The sequence below is a fragment of the Nonomuraea sp. NPDC050022 genome (assembly GCF_044460705.1).
Taxonomy (GTDB): domain Bacteria; phylum Actinomycetota; class Actinomycetes; order Streptosporangiales; family Streptosporangiaceae; genus Nonomuraea.
The window spans coordinates 256835-283058 of the sequence record NZ_JBITKE010000003.1; the positions used below are offsets into that span (position 1 = coordinate 256835).

The window sequence follows — 26224 nt, forward strand, 5'->3', positions numbered from 1 at the left end:
AAGCCGTGCGTGCGGCCCGCGGGTCGCCTCCGTCATGTCGAGGGCATCGAGGAAAGGGCCCGGCGCAACCGGGCGAGCCCGCCGGAGGGAATGGCCAGCGCGTGGGGCCCGGCGGCCAGAACGATGTCCCCGTCGACGACCCGCCGCCCCCTGGCGTCCCAGATCTCCAGGCGGGCGCTGACCTCGTCCCCCTCGTTCAGCAGGATCGGGGAGCTGTCGTCGGCGTTCGCGACCAGCAGTTCTGTCCAGTCGTCGGCCGGAATCCGGATGGCGTGCGGCGCGTACCTCACGACGAAGTGCCGGCCGCCGTCGTGAACGCGGGCCACCGGGTACATCAGTTCGGGGCGCTCGGGCACCAGCCGGCCGTGCAGCAGCAGGTCGCGGTGCTCGCGCCAGACACCGATCCAGAACGTGAGCGCCTCGGACTGGCCATCGGGAAGCAACGTCAGGTCCACGGAGACCTGCGGTACGCCCAGCAGTGAGTTGATCAGATGATGGGCGACCCGCTCCGGGCTGTCGCCCTCGGCCCACATGATCGGGTCGCTGTGGATCGGCATGCCGGGCCGGCTCAGGCGCAGGTCGAAGATGCCGACGCGGTTCTGGACCGCGTTCAGCGGGCAGTCGCCGACGCGGATCATCGAGGCGTACTTGGCGGGCTCTCGATGAATGTACGGCTCCCGGAACTCGATCAACGGCTCGGCTCCGAGTCCTCGTAGCCTGTCGACGATCTCGGACACGGTGTCGACGGCCGCGGCCACGGACCCCGGCGCCCCCTGGTCCTGGAACTCCTCCAGGAAGTCGAGCTTCAGGCCGTCGGCACCCGTCCGCGCGATGATCTCCTCCATCCGCCCGACCAGGTAGGCGCGGGTGAAAGGGTCTCGCGGGTCGAGGACCTCCGCCTCCAGTTCGGGTTTGTCGCGCAGCGTGGAAAGCCCCAGGTCGCGGGCCTTGGCCCGATAGCCCAGGAACGGTGTGCCGATCCACCACATGGTGCGCAGCCCTCGGGCGCGCAACGCTTCGACCAGGCCGGCCGCATCGGGGAACTTGTCCTCCGTGACTTCCCAGTCGCCGCACGATCCGTATCCCCGGCCGTGCGAGTTCGTCTGCCAGCCGTCATCGATGATCACGGTGCCGAACCCCATCGCGGCCGCGCGATCGGCCTGCGCGAGTACGGTGGCGGCCGTGACGTGCTGGTGCGCGAAATACCAGGTGCACAGGACCGGGTCCTCGGCCCCCGGCGCCACGCGATGGCCTTCCTCCCCCTGGAGCCAGCGCCCCGCCTGGGGAACGGCTCGCGCGAAGGTACCGCCGGACACGTCCAGGAGAAGCCGCACGTCGCCCGTCGTACCAGAGCCACCGACGGCGATCTTGATCACGAAGTCGGCGGTCTCCTCCACCAGACCGGCCAGCACCTGTGTCGCGCTATGCCCGGTGTCGACCGCGTACACCAGACGGGTGACGTCGCGCGAGCCGAGCAGGGCCCCGAGCGGAAGGCCCCGCAGGGCGGTCGCGTCGACCGGCGCCCCCCACGACGGCGGGATCGTCGCGTGCGGCTCGGTGCTGCCCGGGCGCCACCACGCGCTCGCGTCGGTCGCGGGGATCGTCACGGTAAGACTGAGCGGCTCCCCCAGCGTGCTGAACACGACCTCGAAGACTCCGCCCCGCAGTTCGCGCACGTCACCCGGCCGCGTCGCCCGCAGCAGGAGCCCCGCACCGGAGTGATCGGCGCCCAGCGGGACAGGCTCCTCAGGCTCCGAGTGGGTCCACCCCGGTAGCCAGGAGGCACCCGTGGCAGGCGTTTCGATTTCCGTCATTTGATCCCCGTGAATGATATTCCGCCGATGATGTGACGCTGCGCGAAGAAGAAAAGAAGAACGCAGGGAAAGGTGACCACCAGGGTGGTGGCCATCAGCAGTGGCGTGTTCGTGCCGTGTACGGACTGGAAACCCGCCAGGGCGAGCGGCAGCGTCTTCCACCGCTCCGTCGAAAGGTAGATCGCGGCCTGGAAGAAGTTGTTCCAGTAGGACATGAACTGCAACACCGCGGTCGCGATGACGATGGGCCGGGAAAGCGGCAGGTAAATCGAGAACCAGATGCGGAACCAGCCCGCGCCGTCGATGAGGGCGGCATCCGTCAGCGCGTCCGGCAATCGCAGATAGAACTGCCGGTAGAGGAAGATGAAGAACGAGGAGCCGAAAAAGGTCGGGATGATGATCGGCCACAGCGTGTCGATCATGTCGAGATTCTTGAAAAGAATGAACTGCGGGACGATCGTCACCTCTCCGGGAAGCAACATCGTCGACAGCACGATCGCGAACAGCACCCCGGAGCCCCGGACCCGGATCCGCGCGAACGCGAACCCGATGAGCGAGGACGAGAAGACCACCGCGACGACCGGGACGAGCGTGCTCAGCACCGAGTTGCGCAGGTAGGTCCAGAAGGGAAACGACCCGAGACCGTCGGAGAAGTTGGACCACTGCCACTGGATGGGCCAGAGCGACACCCCGCCCTGCGACACGCCCGCCTGCGTCCGCAGCGCGGTCGCGATCATCCAGAGGAAGGGGTAGACGAACACGACGGACCCGACCACGAGCAGGGTGACCGCGAAGACCCTGGGCCCGAGCGGCCGGGGTCGCACCCCCTCCGCACTAGCTGACATGGACACGCCGTCTCCGCTCCCTCGGCCGTTGCGATTCGTAGTAGACCCAGAAAGCGCTCCCCCGGAACACCAGCGCCGTGAGCACCATGATCATGGCGAACAGGATCCAGGCCAGGGCGGACGCGTATCCCATCTGGAAGAAGGAGAACGCGTTCTGGTACAGGTACAGGACGTAGAAAAGCAGCGAGTCGGACGGGCCGCCCCCGTTGTGCGTGACCACGTAGCCCTGGGTGAAGGTCTGCATCGCACCGATGAGACCCGTGACCACGTTGAAGAAGATGACGGGGCTCACCTGGGGAAGCGTGATGTGCCACAAGGAATGCCAGCGCCCGGCGCCGTCGATCGAGGCCGCCTCATAGAGGCTCTTCGGCACATCTTGCAGGCCGGCGAGATAGATGATCATGTTCCCGCCGACCGTCCAGAGGCTCATGAGAATCACCGCGGACAGGGCCCAGTCGGCGTCGAAGAGCCACTTGGGTCCATCGACGCCGAACAGGCGGAGCACCCCGTTGACGAGGCCGTAACTGGGGTGGAAGACCCAGATGAACAGCACCGCCTGGGCCACTCCCGTCACGAGCGAAGGCAGGTACCAGATGGTCCGGAACACGTTGACCCCGCGGACCCGTACGTTCATCAGGAGCGCGACGCCCAGGGAGAGCAACGTCTGCAGGGGAACGCTCACGACGGCGTACGTCAAGGTGACCTTGATCGCCTGACCGAGCGCGGGGTCCGAGAGCGCTTCCTCGTAGTTGGCGAGCCCGGTGAACTTCGCCGGATCGATCAGGTCCCAGTCCATGAACGACAAGATCAGGGAGTACACCATCGGCCCACCCGTGAAGATCACGAAGCCGACGATCCACGGAGAGACGAAGAGCCAGAACGCGGCGGTGTTCCGCGAGATCCAGCGCGCCCGGAGGGCACCCCACAGACCGGCACCGATGAGGCCGAACACGATGGCCAAGATGATGACCAGGGAGAGGATGGGCCTGAGCCCCTCGGCGACGCGCAGCCGTTCGAGGAATCCCGCAAGCCCATCCATGATGCCTGACATGCCGCGATCCCCCTTTACGCCATCCGCTCGGTGACCGTCACTGCGCCGCGTCCAGCAACTTCTGGCATTCGGCCTGAAGCTGCGGCAGTACGACGGCCGGATCCTCGGTGCCGGAGCCGATCGCGGTGCGTGAGTTCAGGTCATCTGAGAAGGCTCTTTCGATCCGCACCTTGTCCTTGACGGCGGGCGTGGTGACCGCGTTCTTGACGGCGTCGATGAAGGCCTGCAGGTTCACCTTCGGGGCGATGGATTTGAAGGCGTCGAGCGATCCCTGGATGACGGGGATGCCGAGCGCGGACTCCGTCGTCGCCAGGAGGTTCTGCGCGTCGGGGGTCGAGCTCATGAACTTCGTGAAGGTCTTCGCCGCGGCGGTCTCCGCATCGCTCGCGTCCTTCGCGATGCCCAGGCTGTCGACCTCCATGGGCTCGCCCTTGCCGGGCAACGGCACGATGAGGAACTTCGAGGAGTCCAACGCGGCGATCTTGGCGATGTTCCACGGGCCGAAGTCGGGCAGCATCGCGACCTTGCCGTCGGCGAGCCACTGGAACATGTCCTGCCCCTGGGCGTCGGCCTGGCTGGGCGCGAAGCCGTCGGTCTTCACGGCGTTCACCACGGTCTGGGCGGCGCGGATCCCGTCGGGGTTGCCCATTGTGCACTGCTTGCCGTCCGCGCTGTAGTACGAGCCGCCCTCCGCGATCAGCCAGCCGTCGTACCAGAGGGGCGCGGAGCCATAGACCTTCTTCGCGCCCGATCCCGACGTCAGCTTCTTGGCCGCGGAGACGAAGTCCGCGGTCGTCATCGGCGTCGCGCCGGACGGGACGGCGACGCCGGCCTTGTCGAAGGCGTCCTTGCCGAGGGCCAAGACCTTGCTCTTCGCGACGAAGGGCACCGCGTAGTCGGCCCCGCCGAACGTCCCCGCCCTCTGGACGGCCGGCGAGTAGTAGACGCTCTTGTCGACCTCAACCTGCTTGAAGGCGTTGGCGAAGCTCGGCAGCGAGGTGTCGGAGATCTCCGCCACGGTCGGGGCGTCGCCGCCGGCGATCGACGTCTGGAGCTTCTGCTCGTAGTCGCTCTGGATCCAGTTGGGCTCGACCTTGATCGTCGGGTTGGCCTTCTCGAACGCCGCGATCATCGCCTTCATCGTGGCGGCCTCGTCGGTGGTCCCCCAGAAGGCGTAACTGATCGTGGTGGTCCCGGCCGAGCCTCCTCCACCACTGGTCTCACTGCTACAAGCGGCGAGCGCGAGGAACGAGGCGGCGGTGACGGCAGCGAGTGCCTTTCGGTGCAAGGGGGGTCTCCTTTATCAGTGATCTATCGCTGCCCGCGAAGCACGACGACGCTGCCGTCGGCAGCTGCGCGTACGCGCGAACCGTTCGGCACGTCGACCGTGGTGACGTGCCCGTCGTCCCAGACGGAGGTCCAGGTCACGCCTGGTCCGCCGGTCACCTCGAACTCGGTGGCTTCCCTGGCCTCGTGCCGCAGCCCGACAACGGAACCACCGACCGGAACATCTCCGACCTCGATCCACTCCCCGGCCGGCAGATGCGAGCGGGTGTGGACGACGCCCTCGCGGGCGCCCGGCTCCAACCCGGTCAGGCCGACCGCGACGTGGGCGACGTGCGTGAAGGGGACCTCCGGATAGTCCGCCCTGGAGTCCGCGAGGTAGCGCATCCAGCGCAACGCCTCGTCGTCCCACCCGTAACGGAAGAACGCCTCCGGAAGGTACGTGAATGCCTCAATATTGGTCGGCGGCGTTGCCGCGAGGCCGGATCGCAGGAAGTCGAGATGCGCGCTCGAACGCTGGTCGTCGCGCATGATCCCCTTGAGCGCGGGGAACCAGGTGCTCTCCAGCCGGAACCCGCCGGTCGGTCCGTCGGCGGTGAAGCCCGCGGTGTAGTGCTGGTCGCCGGGCAACCACCACGATGTCGAGAAGTGCTCGGCCAGCTGCTCGGCCCGCGCACGATTCCACACGGCGAACTCTTCGTCGAAGGTGACGGAGCCGAGTGCCAGGTGGGCCGCCCATTGGCTGGCGATCCCGTCGGCGGCGACCAGGAGGTGCGGTGGCCGCTCCCCCTCGTTGTAGGTCGCCGTTCCGCGGAAGATGTCCCCGCTGCCGCCTTCACCCGCCACACCTGTCCCGAGGGGATCATGGGCGTCGACGAACGACGTCATCGTGCTGCGTACGAACGCCGCGATCTCCGGAGTGAGCAGGAATCGGTCGTCCGCCGTCCAGCGATATTGCTCGACCGCCTTCTCGACGAGTTCGAATGGCGCCGGGACCTCTCGTACGAAGTCGTCATCCGAGTGGTAGTCGATGGCGGCCGGCGTGCCGTCGAAGTCGAACGCCCACAACGGATACCAGCCGCGGGCGTCGTTCGCCGATCCGGCGAAATGCCGGAGCATCGAAAGGTTCTCCGCGTCCAGTCCCAGCAGATGCGCGCCGAGCATTTGGTGGGCGAGGTCCCTCGAATAGAACATCGGCCGGTCCGTCAAACCGGCCCAGTAACTCGGGAGATATCTCGGGTCCCGTCCGGTCTGAACCCACTCACGCGAACGACGTGACGCCCAAATGAAAGATTCGACAAGATCGTGCATGCTCGAATCAACTCGAAGGTGCCATGGCGGGTGGTTTTGACCGGACTGCGCGGCAAGCGCCGCAGGTGGTGACTGCCTCGTCATGAAAAGCGAGTGTTACATACACGTCATAAACACGTCAACAGTAGGGCAACGCAGTGCGTTACAGGACGGCCACGCGCTCAGGGAGCCCGCGTCGCGGGCGACAGTCCACCGTGGGCTCGGCAGGAGTCACGTAGCCTGCCGTGGCGGCGGGCAGCCTCCAATGACCGGCTGTCCGGGCAGCCGTCGGCGGAGGACACAACCCGCGATCAGGTACGATCGCCGATGCCGTCACGCTGGCGACATCGGACGAATGGGGCGAATCCGGTGAATTAGGCGATCAGCGAGCGGCAGCGGTCGGCCTGCTGTGCCGCGATCGATCGGCGACTAGCTATGCGCGTGGGGCGGCCGTCGAGCCGCGAATGATCAGCTCGGGGTCGAACATCAGCTCCCCCGCCGGCACCGGCCGCCTGTTGACCAGATGCACCATGGTGGCGGAGATCGCCTGCGCGATCCGCTCGATCGGCTGCCGGACCGTCGTCAGGGGCGGATCGACGAATCCCATGATCTGGGAGTCGTCGTAGCCGACGACGGACACGTCGCCCGGCACGGACAGACCGCGGCGCCCCGCCGTACGAATCGCACCCAGGGCCATGTAGTCGCTCGCGGCGACGATCGCGGTCGCACCCTGGTCGAGCAGGGTCTCGGCGGCCGACATTCCGCCCTCGACGCTGTAGACCTGGCGCGCGACGAGTCGCCGCGGGTCATCCACGCCACGTGAGCTCATCGCCTCGACGAAACCGTCGAGGCGCCGCTCGCTGGGCCGGTTGCCCACCGGGCCGACGATCATGCCGATGTCGCGGTGGCCGAGGTTCCACAGGTGCTCGACGGCCAGCGCCGCCGCCACTTTGTCATTCGTGGAGAAGCTGGGGGCCGGGAGGCCCTCGATCGCGCCGTTCATCGAGACGAACGGGATCTGGCGTTCCTGCAGCAGCCGGTATGGCGCCGGGTCCACGCCGATCAGGGTGTTGCTCGCCGAGGCGAAGACCGCGCCCGCGATGCCCAGATCCATGGTGGAGGTGATGAAGTCGATCTCCTGCAACCCGCCCACCGTCGTGGAGCACACGACGGCCTTGAACCCCTGGGGCGCCAACGCCGACTCGATCAGCTCGCAGAGCCGCCCGAAGAAGGGCTGGGCGAGGCCCGGAGTCAGGACGATGACGAGCTGACTCTGTCCGCCGCGGTCATATCCCAGCTCGCGGATCGCGTCCTCCACGACACGACGCGTGCCGGCGGCGACCACACCCCGACGGTTGAGCACACGGCTGACGGTCGCTTCGCTGACCCCGGCACGAGCGGCGACGTCACTGATTCCGACCTTGGCCATAGCTCCCTTTTGATCGATACGGACGACGCGTGATGTCACTATACGGCCAGACCTGCCGCGCGGGCAGTTCAGTCACATCGCGGCGATGGAGTCGATCCTGGAAGCGATGATTCGGCCCTCATCACACCGGCGTCGATGTCATATCGTGCCAGATCCTGACGGTGCGTTCCGGAGCGTACGAGCACGCGCGGAGCACGGCGAAGGCCGCCCCGAGGGTCCGGTGCGGTTCTCGCCGGGCAGCATCCGTGTCCGGCTGCTGGATCGGATCCATCAGCCGGACACGCCCGCAGCCCTGTGCGGCGGTCAGGGCTTGAAGTCAGTGCTTGAAGTCAGTGCTTGTATGCGGCGACGACCTCCACTTCGACGAGCCAGCCCGCGACCGGGAGGTTGGCGATCTCGATCGTCACGCGGGCCGGGCGGGCCGGGTTGACCTCCATGGGCAGGGCGGGGGGCGCGGTGCCGAGAGGGACGGGTACGGGCTGGCCGGTGGCCAGGTCCGTGTTGGCGAAGAACTGGCGGTAGGCGCGGTTCCAGCCGGCGAAGTCGGCCGACTCGGCTCCGGGAGGCTTCTCCAGGTAAGCGCGCATGGAGACGACGTCGGCCAGACCCAGCCCAGCGGCGGAGAGGTTGGCCTTGATGCGCTTGAGCACGTTGAGTGCCTGGGCCTCGGTGATGGTGACGCCAGGGGGCAAAGTAGCGCCGGGGAAGTCGACGTAGCGCTCGGGAGAGTCGGCGGGAGCCCCGGTGTTGGCCGCCGCCGGGCCCAGGCCGCTGGCGGTGTAGGAGGCCACCTGCTTGCCGAGCGCCACGCCGTCGGCGATCGCGGGGTTGGTGGTACCGGCCGGGAGGAAGGGCTTGACCTCCTGCGGCCGGGGCGACCAGGTGGGGTTGGCGGCGGCCGTACCGGTGCCGAGGACGAGGACGACGGCCGCGGAGAGGGCGATGGTGCGGATCTTCATGCGGAGGTGTCCTCTCAGGAGGTGCTCAAGGCGCGCTGGTGCAGCTCGGTGACCACCTTGCGGGCGGACTCCAGGGCTCCCGCCTGCCAGGCGATCATGTAGCTCAGCCAGTCCCCCGCGAAGTGCACGTGGCCGGCCGGTCTGTTGAGGAGCTGGTACGCGCCCTGCCGGGACGGCCAGCCCACCCAGGCGCCCTCGATGTGCGGCTGGAGTTTCCAGGCGATGGACACCGACGAGGCCAGCTCGTCGCGATACTTCGCGCCATGGATCTTCACGCCCTGCTCGATCGCGCGGCGCTCGCGGTCCGCGTGCTTCAGCGCGGCGTACGCATCGGCCTGGGCGCCGAAGTTGTAGTAGCCGACGACCATGCCGCGCGAGGCGCCGTACCCGTAGGAGGGGTACCAGATCGTGGCCAGGTCGAGGTCGGTGGCGGTGATGCCGCCGTAGATATCCTCGTCGGTCTCCCACCAGCGGCGGCGGTACTCCAGGCCGATCTTGCCCGCGTTCGTGACGGTCGGGGTGGCGAGGGCGGCCTGGACGTCCGGGCCGAGATTGTGCGCGGTCTTGGCGAGGATGTGCGGGGGCATCGCCGCGACGCAAAGGTCCGCTTTGATCTTCTGCGTACGACCGTGGCGGTCCTGGTACTCCACCTCCACGCCATCCGGCAGATCGGTGATCTTGGTAACTTCGGCGCGCAGCCGGATCCGCTGCCGCCCGATCTTGCCGGCGAAGGCCCGCGGGATCGCGTCCATGCCGCCCACTGGCTGGAACATCAGCATCGCCTGCTCGTAGCCGAACTCGAACGAGAACCGCTGCCCGACGCCACTCGCCAGCACCTCCGACAGCGACGGCACCGGCTCAAGGAGCGTGCCCGGCTGCTCACCCGCGCCCGGGTTCACGCTGTGGCCGCGGCGGTCGCCTCCGGAGTACTTGAATCCGCTCGCCTTGTTCCCCACCCCTCCGAAGCTCGACAGGAAGGCGATCAGCCGCTCTTTGTCCTGCGCGGTGAGCGCGGCGTCCAGCGCCCCCGCGTCGGTCGCCCGCGACAGCAGCTCCGAGACGTACCCGTACACGTCGGCCTTGGCGGTACGCCAACGGACGGGGGCCCGCATGTTCTGGTGGTAGATGTACGCCTGGGCGTTGGAGTTGGTGAAGACCTCCAGGTCCACGCCGAGCTCGCGGCAGTAGTCCATGGTGACCATCCACTGCGCCAGCCGGGCCGGTCCCGCGTTGAGATAGACGCCGTCACTGAACTTCGCGACCTGCGTGGAGCCGTCCAGCTCGGTCACGCGGTCACCGCCGCGGATGGTCCAGTTCCGGCCGCCCACCCGGTCGAGCGCCTCCAGGATCGTGCAGTCGTAGCCCGCCTTGCCCAGCTCGTACGCCGTGGCAAGACCGGCTATCCCCGCGCCGAGGATCACCACCTTCTTCGCCGACCGCCCGGTGAGGGAGAAGTCAGACTGCTGCGGCGGGTCGAAAGTTTCCTTCGCGGACGCCTCCGCGGTCGGCGCGAGCCCGAGCGCGCCCATGGTCGCGAAGAGCGCGCCCGCACCGCCGGAAACACCGACGGCGGACAGGAAATCGCGTCTGCTGTACCCCAACACATACCTCCAAGATTTGCTGGAGGCGAGTCTTGGGAGGTTTTGTTGCTGATCGTCCGACATTGTGTTGTTTGCGGGTTTCAAGCTCATCATCGTGTTTGTAGATGAATGTGAGGTTTCCGGGTGGCTTGTGGGCGAGCCATCGGACCGTACGCTCGCTCAGGCCGCCAACGTCAGCGGCCTATCGAAGTGAGGCCCAGCGGCGCGCGCAAGGAACAAGCACCGCGGTGCGGGCTCAGCAGGCGCTGGTGTAGTTCGAGCCGGCTAGGACTCGTAGAGTTCCGTCTCGCTCAGGACCGGTCTGCTGTCATCGGAGCGCCCCAACCGGGCCGCGGAACCGAACATGGGTCCACGAGCGCGCCGGATTCCGGCGAACCGGCCAAACCCGAGCGGCTTGGGAACGTCGTCGTAGACGGCCTCCATGCCACCCCTGACCGAGTACGTCTCGTGCCAGAAACCGGTGCCGCCCGAGTCCCGCAGGAAGTCCAGCCACCACTCCCGATGCGGCTCGGAGCGGGCGAAGGCGAGCAGCGACGGCAGGTCCCGCCAGTACTGGCGCATCCCCATGTTCATCGGGAAGAACGAGTAGTACACGGGCTCGTGCAGCAGCAGCCCGTCCGGCTTGCCCGCGACCGAGCCGCTGATCTTCCGGCCGAAGCTGAAGAAGGTCCGGATCCCGTACAGGCGATTCACTCGCATGCCGAGGTAAAGGACGAGGAGGTCTGGATAGGCGGACAGATCGACGGTCTGCCGGTTCACGCGGGTTGGCATTTGATGCTCCTTAAGGGCGCAGGTTGCGCATGGGCTGGTCGTCGGTTCCATGGAGGTCAGGACGGTCGATGGACATGTCAGTCGCCGGTGAGCGCCACGTGTACGGAGGAGACCGCGCTCGCGCCGTCGCCGACTGCCGTGGCTACTCGTTTCGTCGAGCCCGAGCGGAGGTCGCCGACCGCGAAGACCCGGGGAGCGCTCGTCTGGAACGGAAGGCGCGGGCCGGACGAGCCGGTGGGCAGCCGACTGTCGGTGAGGACGAAGCCGTCGTCGGCCTTGGCGACGCCGGACAGCCAGCCTGACACGGGGTCGGCTCCGATGAAGCAGAACAATGCGTGACAAGCCAGTCGTTTCGGCCGCTCGCCCGGCCTCTCGACGACAATCGACGTGAGGGTGTCATCTCCGGCCAGTTCGCGGACCGTGCTACGAGTGTGGGTCCGGATCCGCGGATGGGCACGGACTCGGTGGGTCAGGTAGGAAGACATCCCGGCCTCGAGCTCGCCGCCGCGAACGATCAAGTCCACCGTCGCGCCGTGAGCGGCAAGGGACAGGGCTGCCTGCCCGGCCGAGTTGGCGCCCCCGATGACGGCCACCGGCTGGTGCTCGTACTCGCGGACGTCCAGCTCGGTCGCCGCGTACCGGATGCAGCCGGACTTCTCGAACGTCGCCCACTGGGGAATGTCGAGACGGCGGTAATGGGCTCCGGTTGCCGCGATCACCGCGCGGCACGGAATGCGTACGCCGTCCTCCAGCAGGACGGTCGGCCGTCGATCGTCGGAGAGATCGAGGCCTGTCACCGCGCACGGCGAGTGGATCCGTACGCCGAACTTGAGTGCCTGAATCATCGCCAGGCGGGTCAGGTTCGCACCACTGACACCGTGCGGAAAGCCCAGGTAGTTCTCGATCCGGGCGCTCTTGGCGGCCTGGCCGCCGAGCCCACTTCGATCCAGCAGCACGGTGACGAGACCTTCGGACGCCCCGTACACGGCGGCCGCCAGCCCCGCCGGGCCGGCGCCCACCACGACGAGATCGACCGGATACGCGTCGGCCCGGTAGATGAGGCCGAGCAGCTCCGCGACCGTTCTCGACGTCGCGCGCCGCAGCACCGAACCACCGACGATCGCCGCCGGAAGATCGTCTGCCGTGAGCCCGGCCGCTGTCATCAGCGAGCGTCCTGGGTGGGAGGTCGCGCTGCGCCAGGTGTGGGGCAGGAGCATCTGCGTCACGTAGGTGCGCAGTTCCAAAGTCGCCGCGGTTTCCGGCTGACCGACGATCTCCAGGACCTCGCCGGCGGCCGAGCGGATGACCTCGCGCCGTTCCCGGAACGCCGCCAGTACGAGGTCGGCGATGTCATCCTGTTCAGCGAGGGCACGGCGCAGCTTCGCCGCCCCGATTCGCACGACTGTCCCGGCGGACACCACCCGAGCGGTCAGGTAGACGTGCTGACCGGTCAGCAGGTTGAGCTCGCCGAGAAAGTCGCCGGGGCCACCGTGGAAGATCAGACGTTCCGGCTCGATCGCCGTCGCGTCCCGGACAATGTCCACGGTCGCCGTCAGGAGCAGGAAGAAGTCGTAGGAGTCGTCGCCGGACACGTACAGATCGCGACCGGCTTCGGCGTGTTCCACCTCCCCGTACGCGGCGAGCCGGCGGAACTGCTCGTCGTTCAGGACCGGCCCGCGCCGCGCCGCACCCTCGTTCATGTGGTTCCTCCGTCGTACCGGGCCGGAACAGTAGGACGCGCCAAATCACTGGGACCGGCCGTCGGCTCGACCCCTTGAGACGTCAGCGCGCGGCGCTTTTGATGAGGTCGGCGGCCATGGAGGGCTGCGAGATCATCGCGACGTGCGAGGCGCCGACCTCGTGGACCCGTGACCCGGCCCGCCGCGCCATGAACCGCTGGGCCGCGACGGGGAGCACTTGATCGTTCCTGGCGATCAGGTAATAGGAGGGAATGGTCTTCCACGCCGAGGTGCCGGACGGCTCTCCGAGCGTGCGCGTGTCAGCGGGCCGCTGGCCGGCCTGCATCAGGTCAGTGGTCGCCCTCGGCACGTCCCCGGCGAAGACGCCGTGGAATACCTCCTTCTTGATGTATCCCTCGACGAGCCCATCACCATAAGGACGAAAGTCCAGCGCAGCCTCATTGAGCTTGCTCCCCGGATACTTGTTCTGCAGATCCAGCAGCGATTCACCCTGGTCAGGGGCGAACGCGGCCACGTAGACCAGCGCTTTCACGTTCGGGTTACCAGTCGCGGCGTTCGTGATGACGATTCCGCCATAAGAGTGCGCGGCCAGGACGATCGGGCCGCTGAGCGTGGCGAGAAGGGAGGCCAGGTAGGCGGAGTCGGCCGCCACGCCGCGCAGCGGGTTCGCCGGGGCGATCACCGGATAGTTCTCGCGGATGAGCCTGGCGCTGACCTCGTTCCAGCCGGAGGAATCGGCGAACGCGCCGTGCACGAGCACCACAGTGGGTTTGGGCTTGGCTTCCGCCTGCGCCTTGGACGTTCCCAGCAGGGCACCGGTCGCGACCGCGGCGGATCCGGCCAGCACCGCTCGGCGGGTCGTCGTCATAGCGTGGTCCTTTCAAAGGCTTGCGATTGGCACCTCGATCGCTGGTCAGAGTAGATCTCGAATAGTTGACGATCGCTGAACCCAGTAAGTCAGTCTTCGGGAAGTACGCCTCAGTCTTTGGCAAGTACGTCGATCTAGCCTGCGGGCATGAACACACAGAAGAGCGAGACGGCCAGGAAATGGGGTCTACGGATCCACCTGGCTCTTTATGTCCTGTCCAATCTGACCCAGGTCGTGGTGTGGTTTCGCTACGACGCGAAAAGCCACTTCTGGCCTGTGTGGTCGATGGCCTTTTGGGGCATCGGGCTGGGCTTTCACATCTGGAGCGTCTACTCGCCGCCCCGGCCGAATGCCGCAAGGAACTTCTCGGCACGGCGGGCGAACAGGTGAGACCCGCGTTCATGGGACCGGTCGCGGGCCTTTTCCGCAGCGGCTCGTACGACGTCCGCGGGTTCGCCACGGGCGTGCAGCAGGCGCGCCCGCAGCAGCAGGACAAGTCCTTCGGCGTAGCGTTGACCGTAGGCGTCGAGGGCCTGGTCCGCTCGGTCGAGGGCGATGCCCGCCTCGTCCGGCATCCCCGCGGCCAGCCACATCTCGGCGATCAGTGCGTGATGGTAGGCGACGCCCCACCGCGGCGGGTCGACCAACGTCCCGGTCAGGAGCTGGTCGGCCTCCGCCGCGATGGCGGCCGGGTCATCGCCGGTGAGGGCACGGGCCCAGTACCAGTTCAGCCGTATGTAGTGCTCCTGCTGGATGGCCGCGCGGCCGGTGCCCACGGCCATCCAGCGCTCGATGGCGCGCATCACCCAGCCCGCGTCACCGGCTATCGACGCGATGATCGTGGTGTAGTAGGCCCAGGTCGCGACCGCGTACGAGTCGTCGGGGCCGTTCCACTTGTCGATGATGGTCTCCGCCGTCCCGACGTCACCGTGCAGTGCCGTCACGACGGCACGCCAGCCGGGCCACTCACCTGAGACGTCACGCCGGATCGGGGTCTCGCTGTGCGCGGAGACGACCCCGTCGAGTAGGGCGGGGTTGTTCTCACTGAAGCATCGGTACGCCGCGCCGATGTCGCCGATGTCCCACTGGTGCAGGCCCCAGGCTTGCCGGCCGTACACACGGATGACCGGATCGGCGGACGCCTCCCCTTGCTCGTACAGCCTGCGGACCAGCCGCATGCGGTCCCACTCCAGGAAGGTGTAGGCCCCGAACAGGCGAGCGAAGAGCAGGCCGGCGGCGTCCACCTCGCGGCCGAGTTGGCGGGCCAGGTGTTCCGCACGCTCCAGCAGATCGAACGTCGTGCCGCCGAACCCGGCCTGCCGGCGCGGGGCGATGGCGAGCAGCGAGAGGGCGGAGAGCTCAAGTTCCGGGAGCTTGGCGGTCCGCGCGATCTGGGCGGCCGATTCCAGGTGCCGATCAGCGGCGGCGAACGCGAGCTTGGTCGCCGCTCGACGACCGGCGCGCTTCAGCGCCTCCACGGTACGAACCGGGTCGGCGAGGGGGCCGGCGGCCGACAGGTGGAAGGCGAGGCGTTCGGTGATGGACTCGTCCTCCGCCTGGCTTTCTTCGAGCGCGTCCGCGACACGTAGGTGCAGCCGGACGGCCCGCAGTTGCTCCGTTGTCTCCGTGATCGATTCGCGAACCAGGTCGTGCGCGAAGCGCCATGAGAACGGGTTCTCCGGCGCCGTTTCGAGCAGGCCGAGCGCGCGCGGCGGTTCGAGGCGTTCGAGGCAGTCAGCGACGTCGACACCGGCGGCGCGGGCGAGGAGACCGAGGTCGACGTCGCGGCCGATCAGCGCGGCGACGCGCAGCAGGTGGCGAGCGCCGTCGTCGAGACTCGCCAGCCGATCGCGGACGACGTCTCGTACGGTCGACGGCACCCCGGACCGGACCGATGCGTCGCCGTCGCTGAGCGCGCCGCGGTCGCTGAGGAGCCGCGAGAGTTCGCGGACGAAGAAGGGATTGCCGGCCGTGCGAACGTGGATGTTACGGGCGATGTCCGCGCCGGGTTCGTGGCCGGTCTCGCGGCGGATGAGTTCGGCCACGTCGGTCAGGCTGAGCGGGCCGAGTTGGATCCTGCGGTGGCTGGGCAGCCGGCTGGCGGCGGCCAGCACCCGCGAAAGGTCGGGGCCGGGCGTGGGTGCGCGGTCGCGAAGGGCGCAGATGATCGTGGTGCCGGTGGGTAACCGGGCCGCCAGATGGCTGAACAACTGGAGCGAGGTGGCATCGATCCATTGAAGATCGTCCATGACGAGCAGCATCGGCCGTTCCGCTGAGGCCTGGCCGATAAAGGTGACGACCTGCTCGTACAGGCGGAACTGGGCGCGGCCGCCGGAAACCGGTGGCGCGGCGTCATCGTCTCGAGACTCAAGGAGGCGCCCGAGTTCACTGGCCAGCCACTTCTCGCGCGCCAACACGGGCAGGCCGCCGCGCGGGGTTCGTGCCGCGGCGCATCCAGCGCACCGACGCCAGCCTGGTGTTCTCCCTGATCAGCCAGGGGCACGGAGTGTCCCTGTGCAGGGCGATCACAGCCGAGCGCGAGAACGTGGTGGTCAGGCCACTGGCCGGCGACCCGATGTGGGTACGGGAGCGGCTCCTGTGGTCGGCGGGCTCGCCGGTCGCCGAGCACGTACCAGGTATCCGTGACGTGCTCGCCGCGGCGTACCGGGAGCAGGCGGAGGCGATGCCGGCTTACCAGGCGTGGCAGCGCAGCCGCCGCCGGTCCTGGTCGGAGCGCGACGTGGAGCCCTTCGCCTAGCAAGTACCGCACTCGCCGACGCCGGTGCGGGTGACCGGTGGCCAAGAAACACGAGCGGGGCCACGCGGGCTGATACAAATGCGGCATGAGGGAATCCGTCGGCTATCCCCCGCAGCCGAACGTGCCGTCGGCCCGGCGTGTCTACAGTCGGACGTATCGTGTGTGGGCCCACGTGCTCCTGTGGACGCCGATCGCGCTCACGGTGGCCGGTGTCGTTCTCGGCCTGGGGCTGTTCGCGGCCGCTGACGCCGACCCGACGTACGGTTCGTCCGCGCTCGGCTATCTCGGCCTCTTCGCGTGGGGTGCCCTCGCGGTCCTGTCACCGGCCCTGCTCGGGTCGTTCATCGCCGGGCTGGTCATGCTGAACCGCACGCGCCGCTGAGGCTGATGGGCGCTCCCATGAGGATGGTCGTGGCGCGCCAGCGCTCAGGCGGACTCCCATGGCCGCCTTGGCGATCTCGGAGAAGCTGAACGACCCGTCGGCGGCGGGGATCAACTCACTAGGTGCTTCGAGGTGGCGGTGCCATCCGGGCTGACGACCTTGCGCGAGACGGTGATGATCGTCCGCGGGAAGGTGATGCCGTCGGCGCCGAAGGTGCCGCTGAATTCGAGTCGCTCGCCGACGTTGCCCGTCGTCGGTCCGGCCACGGTGAGCGTCGGCTCATACAAGGCCACCGTGACGGTCACCGAGGAGCCGCTACCCCGGAACCATGAGTTGCCCGGCCAGTACACCTGATACTTGAACGCCCCGATGGACGGCGGGGCGTCGGTGAATTGGTAGGTCCCGTCCGCCGCCGGCACCGGCCCAACCGCCGCCGAGATAAGGGCCACCGGCGTGCGCGGGCGGCCTGTGAGCACCCGGCCTGCCGGTGGGATCACAGCAGCAGTTGACTGAGCGGGTGCACGAAGTACCTCAGTGAGTACGCCTCCCACACCGCGCCGACGATGAGCAGCGCGAGTGCCGGCAGCGCCAGCAGGCCGATCCGCTGCAGGCCTCGGACATAGCCCTGGCATTGGTTCTGCGCGCCGATGGTGCGGGGGAACAACCAGTGCCGGCCCAGGAGGTACGCGCCAAGCAGAAGAAGCACGTACGCCTGGAACTCGACGACGAGGGTCAGCGAGTGGGGGATGAGTGCCACCCGCCCCTGGGGGGGATGCCGGAACGAGCGTGATGCCGGTCTCGACCGACCAGTAGCCGGAGAACACGAGCCCCGCGAAGGGCACGATGAGTGACGGAAGCACGATGGTCAGCGCGCTGAGCCGGAAGAGGTTGACCCCGAGGATCGTGAGCGCGAAAAGCGGCGGAGTATTCACCAGCCAGCGCACCAGCTCGCCAGTGCCGTCCTCCTCCAGGGACGCAGACCGAGCTGAGGCGGAGCTCGGCTCGCCGACGAGACCATCACCGAGACGCGGGCGCTGGCGTACGCGCGCTACGAGCTGAACCTGGTGGCCGAGCTCGAGAATGCCAAGCGACTGTGCGAGGCCGCAGGCATCACCGTCGAGGCGCGGCTCGATGACGGAACCGGCACGTCTGCGCATCCTCTGCTGGCGCACGTGCTGCGCGAAGCCACGACCAATCTGCTTCGCCATGTGCGCCCCACGATCGTCACGATCACGGCGTCGCCAGGCGCGGTGGAGGTGTCCAACGACGGTGTGATCGACGCTGCCGGCTCTCCGCTGCGCGGGCTCGCGCGCCTGCGCGAGCGCGTGGAGAGCGCCGGCGGCACGTTGCGGATCGAGTGGCCACCGGGCAGGTTCGTCGTCACCGCGCGGATCGATCCGGTTCCCGCCGCGGGAGAACCCCGGCTGGGGTTACCGGCGGGACCACGGAGAGCTCGCCACACTCGGCATCAAGGTGACACCGTCCACAGCGTGGGAGACCCTCAAGCAGGCAGGTCTTGATCCGGCGCCCGAGCGGGCGTCCGTCACGTGGGCCGACTTCCTGCGCTCTCAGGCCGACACCGTGCCGGCCGGTGATTTCATCGAGACCGTCACTCTCAGCGGGCAACGCCAGTACATCCTGGCGGTCATCGAGCACACCACCAGACGTGTCCGCGTGCTCGGCATCCGAAGTGCTCGACTCGATGGCGCACGACGGGCTGTTCTGCGCGTTCGACCAGTGCGCGCCTCACCGGTACTACGGCCTCTGCTGACTTCTGCCTGGTCAGCCCTCACCTCACGGCCAGAACCGTCGGCGCGGCGCAGGCGCCAGCGCAACCGACCCCAGTCCGGCCTCATACGCGGTTCGTGTCCCTCGGTGCGAAGTTTCGCCTCGGGCTTCCTCCAGACCCCGCCTCGCGACGACGCCCTTGCCTCCGGCTCGGAGGTAGCATCACCTCTTCCTCCCCGGGACTTTCACCCCCAGGCAATCGCCCATGCTGGGCGCACCATGCGGAAGGCCCCGGCAGGTGCCGAGGCCTTCACGCCCCCTCTCAGGTGACGGAGTCGGGGAAGGCCGACAACAGGACCTGCGTCCAGCCCTCGGTGTCCACCACGCCCTGCCCGTACAGGTCATCGCCCTTACCATCGAGCGGATTCTCGTCGAAGTACCGGTGCACCGACCCCTCGGCGTTCCTGTGGCCGTAGTACACACCGCCACCCGGCGACAACAGGTGGTCGAACACCTCCCACGTTGTGTCACGCAACTGGTACCGCTGCCACGACTCCGCACCATTGATCTTGTACGAGATCAACGCACCCGTCGACGTCGTACCCAGAATCCAGCTCGGACCCGTCGCGGTCAACGTTTTCAGCGTGAACCCGGCCCCGATCAGCGTATTACCCGTAATATCGGCCAGCACCGGCTTGCCGGCCGTCAGCTTGTACCGACGCAACGCACCATCGGCGATACCGAACAGATAATTCGACCCGTCATACGCCAGCAGATCATGAGTCCAACCAGTCCCCAGCAACACCGGCGGCGAGAACGTGACCCCATCCCTAACCGAAATGACATCCACCCGATACAGGCGACCATCCCTACCATCCTCGGTCACCAGCAACGTGTTGTAATTCAACGCCGCCAACGCCTTGGCCTTGAACCCCAGCGATACCGCCGACAACTCAGCACCCGCCGTCCGCTTCCCAGTCGCCGCATCGATCCCCGTATACGTCAACCGGCCGTCGGACAGCACGCCGTACACCGAGGCCGTGCCGTTCGGGCCGTCGATGTAAGGCCAGATGGCGTTGACGATGATCTGCGCGTCGGAGGCCTCGACCTGATACCGGTCGGGGTAAGCCGAGACCTGGACGGCTTGGCAGACTTCGCCGATCGGCGCGGTCTGCCAGCTGCCGTTCGGGTAGACGCGGAGCATCTTGTCGAGGAAGGCGTTGGTGGCCCACGTCGGGTTCAGGCGCTGGGTCCTGCTCCCCCAGGATGCTCGCTGCTGGAACAGGCCCAGGCTGTCGTGGTCGACCTCCTCACTGATGTTCTGGATGCTCGACTCCACGATGGTCGTCGCGATCGCGATCGCGACGGCCCGTTTGGACAACCCGCGGTCGTACACGGCCTTGATCACCATGCGTGCGCAGGAGACGCGGTAGCCGGTCATGTAGCCACGCATCTTGTCGTCGAGCGCGCTGTTGAGCTGGGTGGCCAGGGCGGCGTCCGTCGAGGTGGTGCCGCCTGGGTCGCAGGCGGCCGTGGTGTAGGCGGCTGTGACGTCCGACGCCTTCATCGGCGGGTCCGTCGGGTCGGCCATCGCGGGGTGGGATGACCCGATCAGGGTGATCACGACAGCGGCTGCGACGGCGGCGCGTGCCGCTAGGCCCTTCACGAGCTGGTGACGGAGTCGGGGAAGGCCGACAACAGGACCTGCGTCCAGCCCTCGGTGTCCACCACGCCCTGCCCGTACAGGTCATCGCCCTTACCATCGAGCGGATTCTCGTCGAAGTACCGGTGCACCGACCCCTCGGCGTTCCTGTGGCCGTAGTACACACCGCCACCCGGCGACAACAGGTGGTCGAACACCTCCCACGTTGTGTCACGCAACTGGTACCGCTGCCACGACTCCGCACCATTGATCTTGTACGAGATCAACGCACCCGTCGACGTCGTACCCAGAATCCAGCTCGGACCCGTCGCGGTCAACGTTTTCAGCGTGAACCCGGCCCCGATCAGCGTATTACCCGTAATATCGGCCAGCACCGGCTTGCCGGCCGTCAGCTTGTACCGACGCAACGCACCATCCGCGATACCGAACAGATAATTCGACCCGTCATACGCCAGCAGATCATGAGTCCAACCAGTCCCCAGCAACACCGGCGGCGAGAACGTGACCCCATCCCTAACCGAAATGACATCCACCCGATACAGGCGACCATCCCTACCATCCTCGGTCACCAGCAACGTGTTGTAATTCAACGCCGCCAACGCCTTGGCCTTGAACCCCAGCGATACCGCCGACAACTCAGCACCCGCCGTCCGCTTCCCAGTCGCCGCATCGATCCCCGTATACGTCAACCGGCCGTCGGACAGCACGCCGTACACCGAGGCCGTGCCCTTGGGGGAAACCGTGCCGCAGTTGTGGCTTTCGACGTTGTTCCACTCCATGCCGTTGGCCTGGCCGTAGGTAACGCCGTTGAAGGTCGGCTTGATCCGCTCGGAGCCGGCGTAACCCCACGAGGCGTGGCCGTCGCCGTTGGAGTCGTAGGCGAGCTCGAAGTGCAGGTGGGGGTGGTCGTTGGACAACGCCCCGGTCTTGCCGACCTTGCCGATCACCGTGCCGCGCTCCACCCTGTCCCCGGCTGAGACGGCACGGGACTGCAGGTGGATGTAGGTGGTGAAGTAGCCGCCACCGTGATCGATCTGCACGACGTTGCCACCGTTGTCGTGCCAGAAGGACCTGTCCACGGTCCCGCCGGCGGCTGCGAGCAGGGTGGCGCCTTCGGTCCCCTGCTGGTCGGGCTCCTTCACCATGTCGAGAGCGGGCGCGTGCCCCCAGCTGTTCAGCTGCCACTTCTGACCACACAGGAAGGGAAGCTGGAAGTCTGGTACGGCCAGCGCGGGGCTCGCCAGCCCGACGATCCCGAGCGCGGCGGCGAACAGCGTGGCGATGAATCCGCGTAATAAAGCGGATCGAGGCATGAGATTCCTCCAGGAGGATTCCGGCTGGATGGGAAATGAACAGGGAAGGCGATTTTCCGTAACGCTTGTTAAGGCGTTGCTCGCCTTCCCGCTGACTTCTCGTACGCGGGATCGACCATAGGAGGCGACGGTATGACGCGGGTATGTTCATCGGGTCGTCGCGTACCGCTCAAATAGGAGTACTGTAGACGTCCGCCTCGTCCACTCCGGGGAACGAACCAGCCGACCTGCCGCTCGCGGTCGGCGGTCAGGCGTCGAACGTCCCGCCCCCGCAGATGGCGTGCTGTGCCAGTACTTTGACCTGGTCAGCGTGGATCCGCAGGGCATCGCCCGGAGCAACGCGTTCCAGTGTGACCTGAACGTGGTGGAGCGGGTGCCGCTCACCTACCCCGCCACCGAGAGTGCGTACCAGGACTGGGTGGCCCGCAACGCGAAGTTCTCGCAGAACTGTCATGAGCGCACCCGGCCCGGCGTTCCACCACGTGGACACCACGAGCGCCACCCGGCGCCGGCGCTCGCGGTGGACCCGGCGGGACCCGCCCGCCTGGCTGTCTGGGACATGCAGAATCGGCGACTACTGCTCGTCACCTGCGTGGAAAGCACCTGCTCGGCCAGTGCCGTCGGACAGTCGAGCACGACTCCGGCGCAATCGAGCTCACCGTCGACGCACGCGGCCGACCCGTGATTGCCTGGCTTGACATCAAGTGGTTACTCCTGGGGCGGGAGGTCCGGTTCTCCACGACCGCGGTCCTCAACCGCTGGGGCCCGAACACTCCAGGCCCCATCCTGGGCAAGGGGATACTGATCACTGGCACGGCCGGGCCTGACCGGGGAATGCCTTCGCGATGCTGGGCGCGGCGAATCACCAGCGCCTGTGGCGACATACCGGCGATATACCGCCGTCCCCTAGTGTTCCGCCGTGCAGAGCCCCTGGATGGGAGGAAAAGTGATGAATTCATGAGGCGGATGCGATTCGGCACAGGGAGGTCGACCGCACCGGCAACAACCACACGGGGACCTTCCACGGTGTCACCAGCACAGTCCGGCTGCCCAACCAGGACGGTGCATCCGTCTTCAACAGCTCATCGGGAAATTTTCACCGCCAAGCAGTTCCACATCTCCACCACGGGCAAGCTCACCGTGGAAGCGTGGATCAGGCCGCACACCCTCCAGTTCCCCGACGAGGAACAGACCGGCTACGTCTACTTCATGGACAAGGGCACGAAGTCGGGCAGCGGCGGCGACCGCGAGTGGGCGGGGCGGATGTACTCCAAGGACAACGACGAGGACCGCCCCAACCGCATCTCCGGATACGCCTGGAACCTCGACGGCGGCTACGGCGCCGGGGCGTACTTCCAGGTACTTCCAGATGCCGGTGAAGGTCAGCGAGTGGATCCACTACGCGGTCACGTTCGACACCAGCGAAGGCACGTACGGGAAGGTGCGCATCTATCGCAACGGCGTGCCGGCGGGCACGGACAACCTGGCCTACCGCCCCGGTACGGCGGTTGAGGTCATCGTCAAGCCCAGGCCGGGATCCGCGCCGGTCCGGGTCGGCACCCGTGACGGGAAGTCGTATTTCAAGGGGGCGGTCGGAAAGTTCGCGATCTACGACCGCGCGCTCTCCGGGGCGGAGCTCCGGTCGCACCACGCCGCGATGACCGGATCGGCCGGGCCGAACTTCAACGCCGACGGCGTGGCGGACCTCTTCTCGGCCGCTACCGGGACGCTGACCATCTGGAACGGCAAGGGCGGCAACAGGTTCGTCTTTTGTGCTCTGCGAGGGCTGCGGGACGGACAAAAGGCGGTCGCAAGCGAGGTGATGCAGACATGCTGGAGCCGCATCATGGCCGTACATTCCTCTCCCTGGCGGCACCGGAAATAAGGTTCCTCGGACCCTGGGAGATCAAGGTGGGCGGGCAACCGGTACGGCTGGCGGGCCGTCGCCGCGTCACGGTCCTGACGCGGCTGGCGCTGGCCGCCGGGCAGCCGGTCACCTCGCGTCAACTCCTCGCCGACGTCTGGGGGCAGACCTCGACGACTACGGCCGGCAAGCAGCTCCACATCGTGGTGTCGAAGTTGCGTGAGGTGCTCACTCCCGAGATCATCGCGACCGTGCCCGGCGGCTACCTGCTGGACCTGCCCCGCGACCAGGTCGACGCGCACAACTTCACGCTGCTGGCCGGCCAGGCGCGGCTGGCGCGCGGCCGGCGCGAGCCGGACACGGCCGACGGGTTGTTCCGGCGGGCACTGGCCTTGTGGCGGGGTCGCGCCTTGGCCGAGCTGGACGACCCGTGGGCGCAGATCGAGTCCCGGCGCCTGGAGGAGGAGCGCCTGGCCGTCTTCGAGGACCACATCGACCTGCGGCTGGCCGCAGGGGACCACCACGCGGTGGTGGCCGACCTCGCCCCATACGTCCAGGCCCACCCGCTGCGAGAGGAGCCGCGCGCTCAGCTGATGCTGGCGCTATACCGGGCGGGCCGGCCGTCCGAAGCGCTCGCGGTCTACCAGGATGGCCACACCGCCATGGTGGAGGAGCTCGGCCTCGAGCCAGGCCCGCGACTGCGCCGGCTGCAGCACGACATCCTCACCAGGGACCCCGTGCTCGAGCGCGCCACACCGGCGCAGTCCAGCACGCTCGTCCCCGCCGAACTGCCGGCCGACACCCGCTCGTTCACCGCCCGGCATGAGGAGGTGGACTGGTTGAGGGAGGCGTTGCTGCGTGCGGGCGTGGCCGTCGTCGACGGGCCCGGCGGCGTGGGCAAGTCGGCGCTCGCCGTCCATGTCGCGCACGCGATGGCCGGGCGGTTCCGCGACGGCGTCATCTACGTCAACTTGAACGGTGCTACCCCTGGACTGCCGCCCCTGCCCGTGGTCGACGCCCTGGGCCACCTGCTGCGTTCGCTGGGTCTGGATGGCTCCGCCGTACCGGCCGACCTGGAGAGCGCGATCGCCCGCTACCGGTCGCTCACCGCGGCGAGCGAGCTGCTCGTCATCCTCGACAACGCGCTCGACGCCCACCAGGTGCGGCCGCTCATTCCGGCGGGCGCGGGCTGCCGCGCCGTCATCACGAGCCGCAAGGCTCTGACCACCCTCGACGACGCCCATCGCCTGCACCTGGCCGGGCTCGGCGACCACGATGCCGTCACGCTGCTGGCCAGGATCGCCGCCCCCGAGCGTGTCCAGCGCGAGCCGGAGTCGGCCGCGAAGATCGCCGAGCTGTGCGGTGGCTTCCCCCTGGCCATCCGGGTAGCCGGCGCCCGGCTGGCGGCGCGGCCCGACTGGCGGCTGGCCGACCTCGCCGACCGCCTGGCCGACGCCGCCCGGCGCCTGGACACCCTGCAGTACGCCGATCTGGCCGTACGCACCAGCATCGCCGTGAGCCACCGGCACCTGCGCGAGGAGCCCAACGGCCACGACGCCGCCCACGCCCTGCTACTCCTCGGCCTGCTCGACACGCCGACCCACACCCCGGCCGCCACGGCCGCCCTGGCCCACTGGCCCGAGGCACAGGCGGAGGCGGCCCTCGAACGGCTCCGCGGTGCCCGGCTCCTGGAGGCCGCGGGGCGCGGCCGGTACCGCTTCCACGACCTCATCCGCCTGTATGCCAGGGAGCAGGCCACCCGCGAGCTGTCCGAGCCGGAACGCGCGGCCGCGCTCCGCCGCGGCCTTCACCATTACCTGGCCACGGTCAACACCGCCACACAGCGCGTGCACCCCCAGGTCCAGGAGCCCTCATACCAGGCCGAGCAGCTTGGTGTCGTGTTTGCCAGCACGCGGGAGGTCAGCGAATGGACCGAGACCGAGCGTGACAACCTGCTCGCCGTGGCCCATCAGGCGGCCGAGTCCGCCGACCCGGACACCGCCATCGGACTGGCATTGGGGCTGCACATGCCGTTCAACTACCGCGGTTGGGTCACGCACCTGGCCGACGTCCACCGGAACGCGGTCGAGGTGGCCGCGCGGCGCGGAGATTGGGCCGGCCAAGCTCAGGCGGAGAGCTACCTGGGCTGGGTCTACCGCGACCAGGGGCGCTACGAGCAGGCGATCGACCACCTGGAACGGGCAGTGGCGTGCTGGGACAAGGCCGCCCTGCCGCACCGGAGAATTGGCTCCTTCAACAACCTCGGCATCATCTACACCATGCTGGGGCAGCTCGACCTCGCCCGCACCAACCTGGCACAGGCCCTGAACATCGCCGAGGAGATCGACGACCGCTACGCGCGGGGCGCCATCCTCAACAATCGCGTGCATGTGCTCTACCGGCAGGGTCTATTCGAGGAGGCCATCGCACAGGCGAGGACGGCCGTCGTGGAGTGGACCGGCAGCTTGTACGGGGAGGGGTTGTCCCGCGCGACCCTGAGCCGCGCCTACCTGCATGCCGGACGTCTCACCGAGGCGGCCGACACCTACCAGGTGGCGCTGGCGCTCCTGCGCGAGGCTGGATACCGCATCGGCTACGCCGTGACCGCCTGGTGGTCCGGCCAAACCCTGCACACTCTGGGACGGCACGGCGAAGCGCGGAGAAACTGGGCCGAATGCTTCACGGCCCTGCTGGAGACACGCCTCCTGACCCGCGCGGAGGTCGACGAACTGCTCGAGCAACCCGTTCCCGACATGCCGCGGCCGATCAGGAACATGCTGTAGGACCAGCATGGGGCCGCCCGCCGTGGCGTCCACCGTGCTGGGCGAGACGGACGGCACGACACTGGCCGCCGACCACCACCCCGCAGCTGGGCCGCGCTGCCAGGGGCGGACCGCGGACCAG

General features: G+C 67.9%; 23 protein-coding genes. 7 read left to right on the forward strand and 16 right to left on the reverse strand.

The window, feature by feature from the left end:
- Positions 1 to 32: 32 nt before the first annotated feature.
- The 11 genes from ACIBO2_RS12620 to ACIBO2_RS12670 form a co-directional block, all read right to left on the reverse strand.
- Entirely contained in the window at positions 33 to 1814 is a 1782-nt protein-coding gene (locus ACIBO2_RS12620) for an alpha-galactosidase (RefSeq protein ID WP_397296963.1), read from the reverse strand.
- A complete protein-coding gene (locus tag ACIBO2_RS12625; RefSeq protein WP_358544616.1) occupies positions 1811 to 2659 on the reverse strand; it encodes a carbohydrate ABC transporter permease in 849 nt (282 codons plus the stop codon). Before ACIBO2_RS12625 ends, ACIBO2_RS12620 begins: the two co-directional genes overlap by 4 nt.
- The gene (locus ACIBO2_RS12630; RefSeq protein ID WP_358544614.1) at positions 2649 to 3710 is read right to left on the reverse strand and encodes a sugar ABC transporter permease; all 1062 of its coding nucleotides are present in this window, start codon (positions 3708 to 3710) and stop codon (positions 2649 to 2651) included. Before ACIBO2_RS12630 ends, ACIBO2_RS12625 begins: the two co-directional genes overlap by 11 nt.
- A gap of 37 nt (positions 3711 to 3747) precedes the next feature.
- Complete coding sequence (locus tag ACIBO2_RS12635) at positions 3748 to 4998, reverse strand: extracellular solute-binding protein (RefSeq protein WP_358544612.1); 1251 nt, start codon at positions 4996 to 4998, stop codon at positions 3748 to 3750.
- 23 nt (positions 4999 to 5021) lie between these two features.
- On the reverse strand, positions 5022 to 6188 hold the full coding sequence (locus ACIBO2_RS12640; RefSeq protein WP_358544610.1) for a hypothetical protein: 1167 nt from the start codon (positions 6186 to 6188) through the stop codon (positions 5022 to 5024).
- 529 nt (positions 6189 to 6717) lie between these two features.
- Positions 6718 to 7713 carry a LacI family DNA-binding transcriptional regulator gene (locus tag ACIBO2_RS12645; protein WP_357953826.1) on the reverse strand — a complete coding sequence of 332 codons (996 nt, stop codon included), beginning with the start codon at positions 7711 to 7713 and terminating at the stop codon, positions 6718 to 6720.
- A gap of 329 nt (positions 7714 to 8042) precedes the next feature.
- Positions 8043 to 8672 (reverse strand): Rid family hydrolase, encoded by a 630-nt coding sequence (locus ACIBO2_RS12650; protein ID WP_358544608.1) that lies wholly within the window; start codon positions 8670 to 8672, stop codon positions 8043 to 8045.
- A gap of 14 nt (positions 8673 to 8686) precedes the next feature.
- Positions 8687 to 10273: a flavin monoamine oxidase family protein gene (locus ACIBO2_RS12655; protein ID WP_358544606.1), complete on the reverse strand. Its 1587-nt coding sequence runs from the start codon at positions 10271 to 10273 to the stop codon at positions 8687 to 8689.
- A gap of 264 nt (positions 10274 to 10537) precedes the next feature.
- Positions 10538 to 11044 (reverse strand): monooxygenase family protein, encoded by a 507-nt coding sequence (locus ACIBO2_RS12660; protein ID WP_358544604.1) that lies wholly within the window; start codon positions 11042 to 11044, stop codon positions 10538 to 10540.
- Positions 11045 to 11121: 77 nt separating this feature from the next.
- Positions 11122 to 12744, reverse strand: coding sequence for an FAD-dependent oxidoreductase (locus tag ACIBO2_RS12665; protein ID WP_358544602.1), 1623 nt, complete (start codon positions 12742 to 12744; stop codon positions 11122 to 11124).
- Positions 12745 to 12826: 82 nt separating this feature from the next.
- Positions 12827 to 13612 carry an alpha/beta fold hydrolase gene (locus tag ACIBO2_RS12670; protein ID WP_397296971.1) on the reverse strand — a complete coding sequence of 262 codons (786 nt, stop codon included), beginning with the start codon at positions 13610 to 13612 and terminating at the stop codon, positions 12827 to 12829.
- Between the two features lie 147 nt (positions 13613 to 13759).
- Here ACIBO2_RS12670 and ACIBO2_RS12675 point away from each other — a divergent pair, with 147 nt between their 5' ends.
- Positions 13760 to 14002, forward strand: coding sequence for a 2TM domain-containing protein (locus ACIBO2_RS12675; protein ID WP_358544598.1), 243 nt, complete (start codon positions 13760 to 13762; stop codon positions 14000 to 14002).
- Here ACIBO2_RS12675 and ACIBO2_RS12680 read toward each other — a convergent pair.
- A complete protein-coding gene (locus ACIBO2_RS12680; protein ID WP_397296974.1) occupies positions 13942 to 16026 on the reverse strand; it encodes an ATP-binding protein in 2085 nt (694 codons plus the stop codon). The genes ACIBO2_RS12675 and ACIBO2_RS12680 overlap by 61 nt on opposite strands.
- A gap of 26 nt (positions 16027 to 16052) precedes the next feature.
- Between ACIBO2_RS12680 and ACIBO2_RS12685 the strand changes: the two genes are divergently transcribed.
- Together ACIBO2_RS12685 and ACIBO2_RS12690 are read left to right on the forward strand one after the other, a co-directional pair.
- Positions 16053 to 16370, forward strand: a complete 318-nt coding sequence (locus ACIBO2_RS12685) for a hypothetical protein (protein ID WP_358544595.1) — start codon at positions 16053 to 16055, stop codon at positions 16368 to 16370.
- Between the two features lie 85 nt (positions 16371 to 16455).
- Positions 16456 to 16752, forward strand: a complete 297-nt coding sequence (locus tag ACIBO2_RS12690; protein WP_358544593.1) for a hypothetical protein — start codon at positions 16456 to 16458, stop codon at positions 16750 to 16752.
- Between the two features lie 110 nt (positions 16753 to 16862).
- On the opposite strand, the gene ACIBO2_RS12695 is transcribed toward ACIBO2_RS12690, so the two are convergent.
- Together ACIBO2_RS12695 and ACIBO2_RS12700 are read right to left on the reverse strand one after the other, a co-directional pair.
- Positions 16863 to 17249 carry a hypothetical protein gene (locus tag ACIBO2_RS12695; RefSeq protein WP_358544592.1) on the reverse strand — a complete coding sequence of 129 codons (387 nt, stop codon included), beginning with the start codon at positions 17247 to 17249 and terminating at the stop codon, positions 16863 to 16865.
- Positions 17246 to 17509, reverse strand: a complete 264-nt coding sequence (locus ACIBO2_RS12700; protein ID WP_358544590.1) for a hypothetical protein — start codon at positions 17507 to 17509, stop codon at positions 17246 to 17248. Before ACIBO2_RS12700 ends, ACIBO2_RS12695 begins: the two co-directional genes overlap by 4 nt.
- 307 nt (positions 17510 to 17816) lie before the next feature.
- Here ACIBO2_RS12700 and ACIBO2_RS12705 point away from each other — a divergent pair, with 307 nt between their 5' ends.
- Entirely contained in the window at positions 17817 to 18272 is a 456-nt protein-coding gene (locus tag ACIBO2_RS12705; protein ID WP_358544589.1) for a hypothetical protein, read from the forward strand.
- A 530-nt stretch (positions 18273 to 18802) separates the two neighbouring features.
- Here the strand turns inward: ACIBO2_RS12705 and ACIBO2_RS12710 are convergent.
- Complete coding sequence (locus tag ACIBO2_RS12710) at positions 18803 to 20104, reverse strand: hypothetical protein (protein WP_397296979.1); 1302 nt, start codon at positions 20102 to 20104, stop codon at positions 18803 to 18805.
- 38 nt (positions 20105 to 20142) lie between these two features.
- Positions 20143 to 21456 (reverse strand): M23 family metallopeptidase, encoded by a 1314-nt coding sequence (locus ACIBO2_RS12715; RefSeq protein ID WP_397296982.1) that lies wholly within the window; start codon positions 21454 to 21456, stop codon positions 20143 to 20145.
- 310 nt (positions 21457 to 21766) lie between these two features.
- Here ACIBO2_RS12715 and ACIBO2_RS12720 point away from each other — a divergent pair, with 310 nt between their 5' ends.
- The 3 genes from ACIBO2_RS12720 (at position 21767) to ACIBO2_RS12730 (ending at position 26103) form a co-directional block, all read left to right on the forward strand.
- Entirely contained in the window at positions 21767 to 22141 is a 375-nt protein-coding gene (locus ACIBO2_RS12720) for a hypothetical protein (protein WP_397296985.1), read from the forward strand.
- A 399-nt stretch (positions 22142 to 22540) separates the two neighbouring features.
- Positions 22541 to 23341: a LamG-like jellyroll fold domain-containing protein gene (locus tag ACIBO2_RS12725; protein WP_397297648.1), complete on the forward strand. Its 801-nt coding sequence runs from the start codon at positions 22541 to 22543 to the stop codon at positions 23339 to 23341.
- On the forward strand, positions 23287 to 26103 hold the full coding sequence (locus ACIBO2_RS12730) for a BTAD domain-containing putative transcriptional regulator (protein ID WP_397296987.1): 2817 nt from the start codon (positions 23287 to 23289) through the stop codon (positions 26101 to 26103). The genes ACIBO2_RS12725 and ACIBO2_RS12730 overlap by 55 nt, the downstream gene beginning before the upstream one ends.
- Positions 26104 to 26224 lie beyond the last annotated feature (121 nt).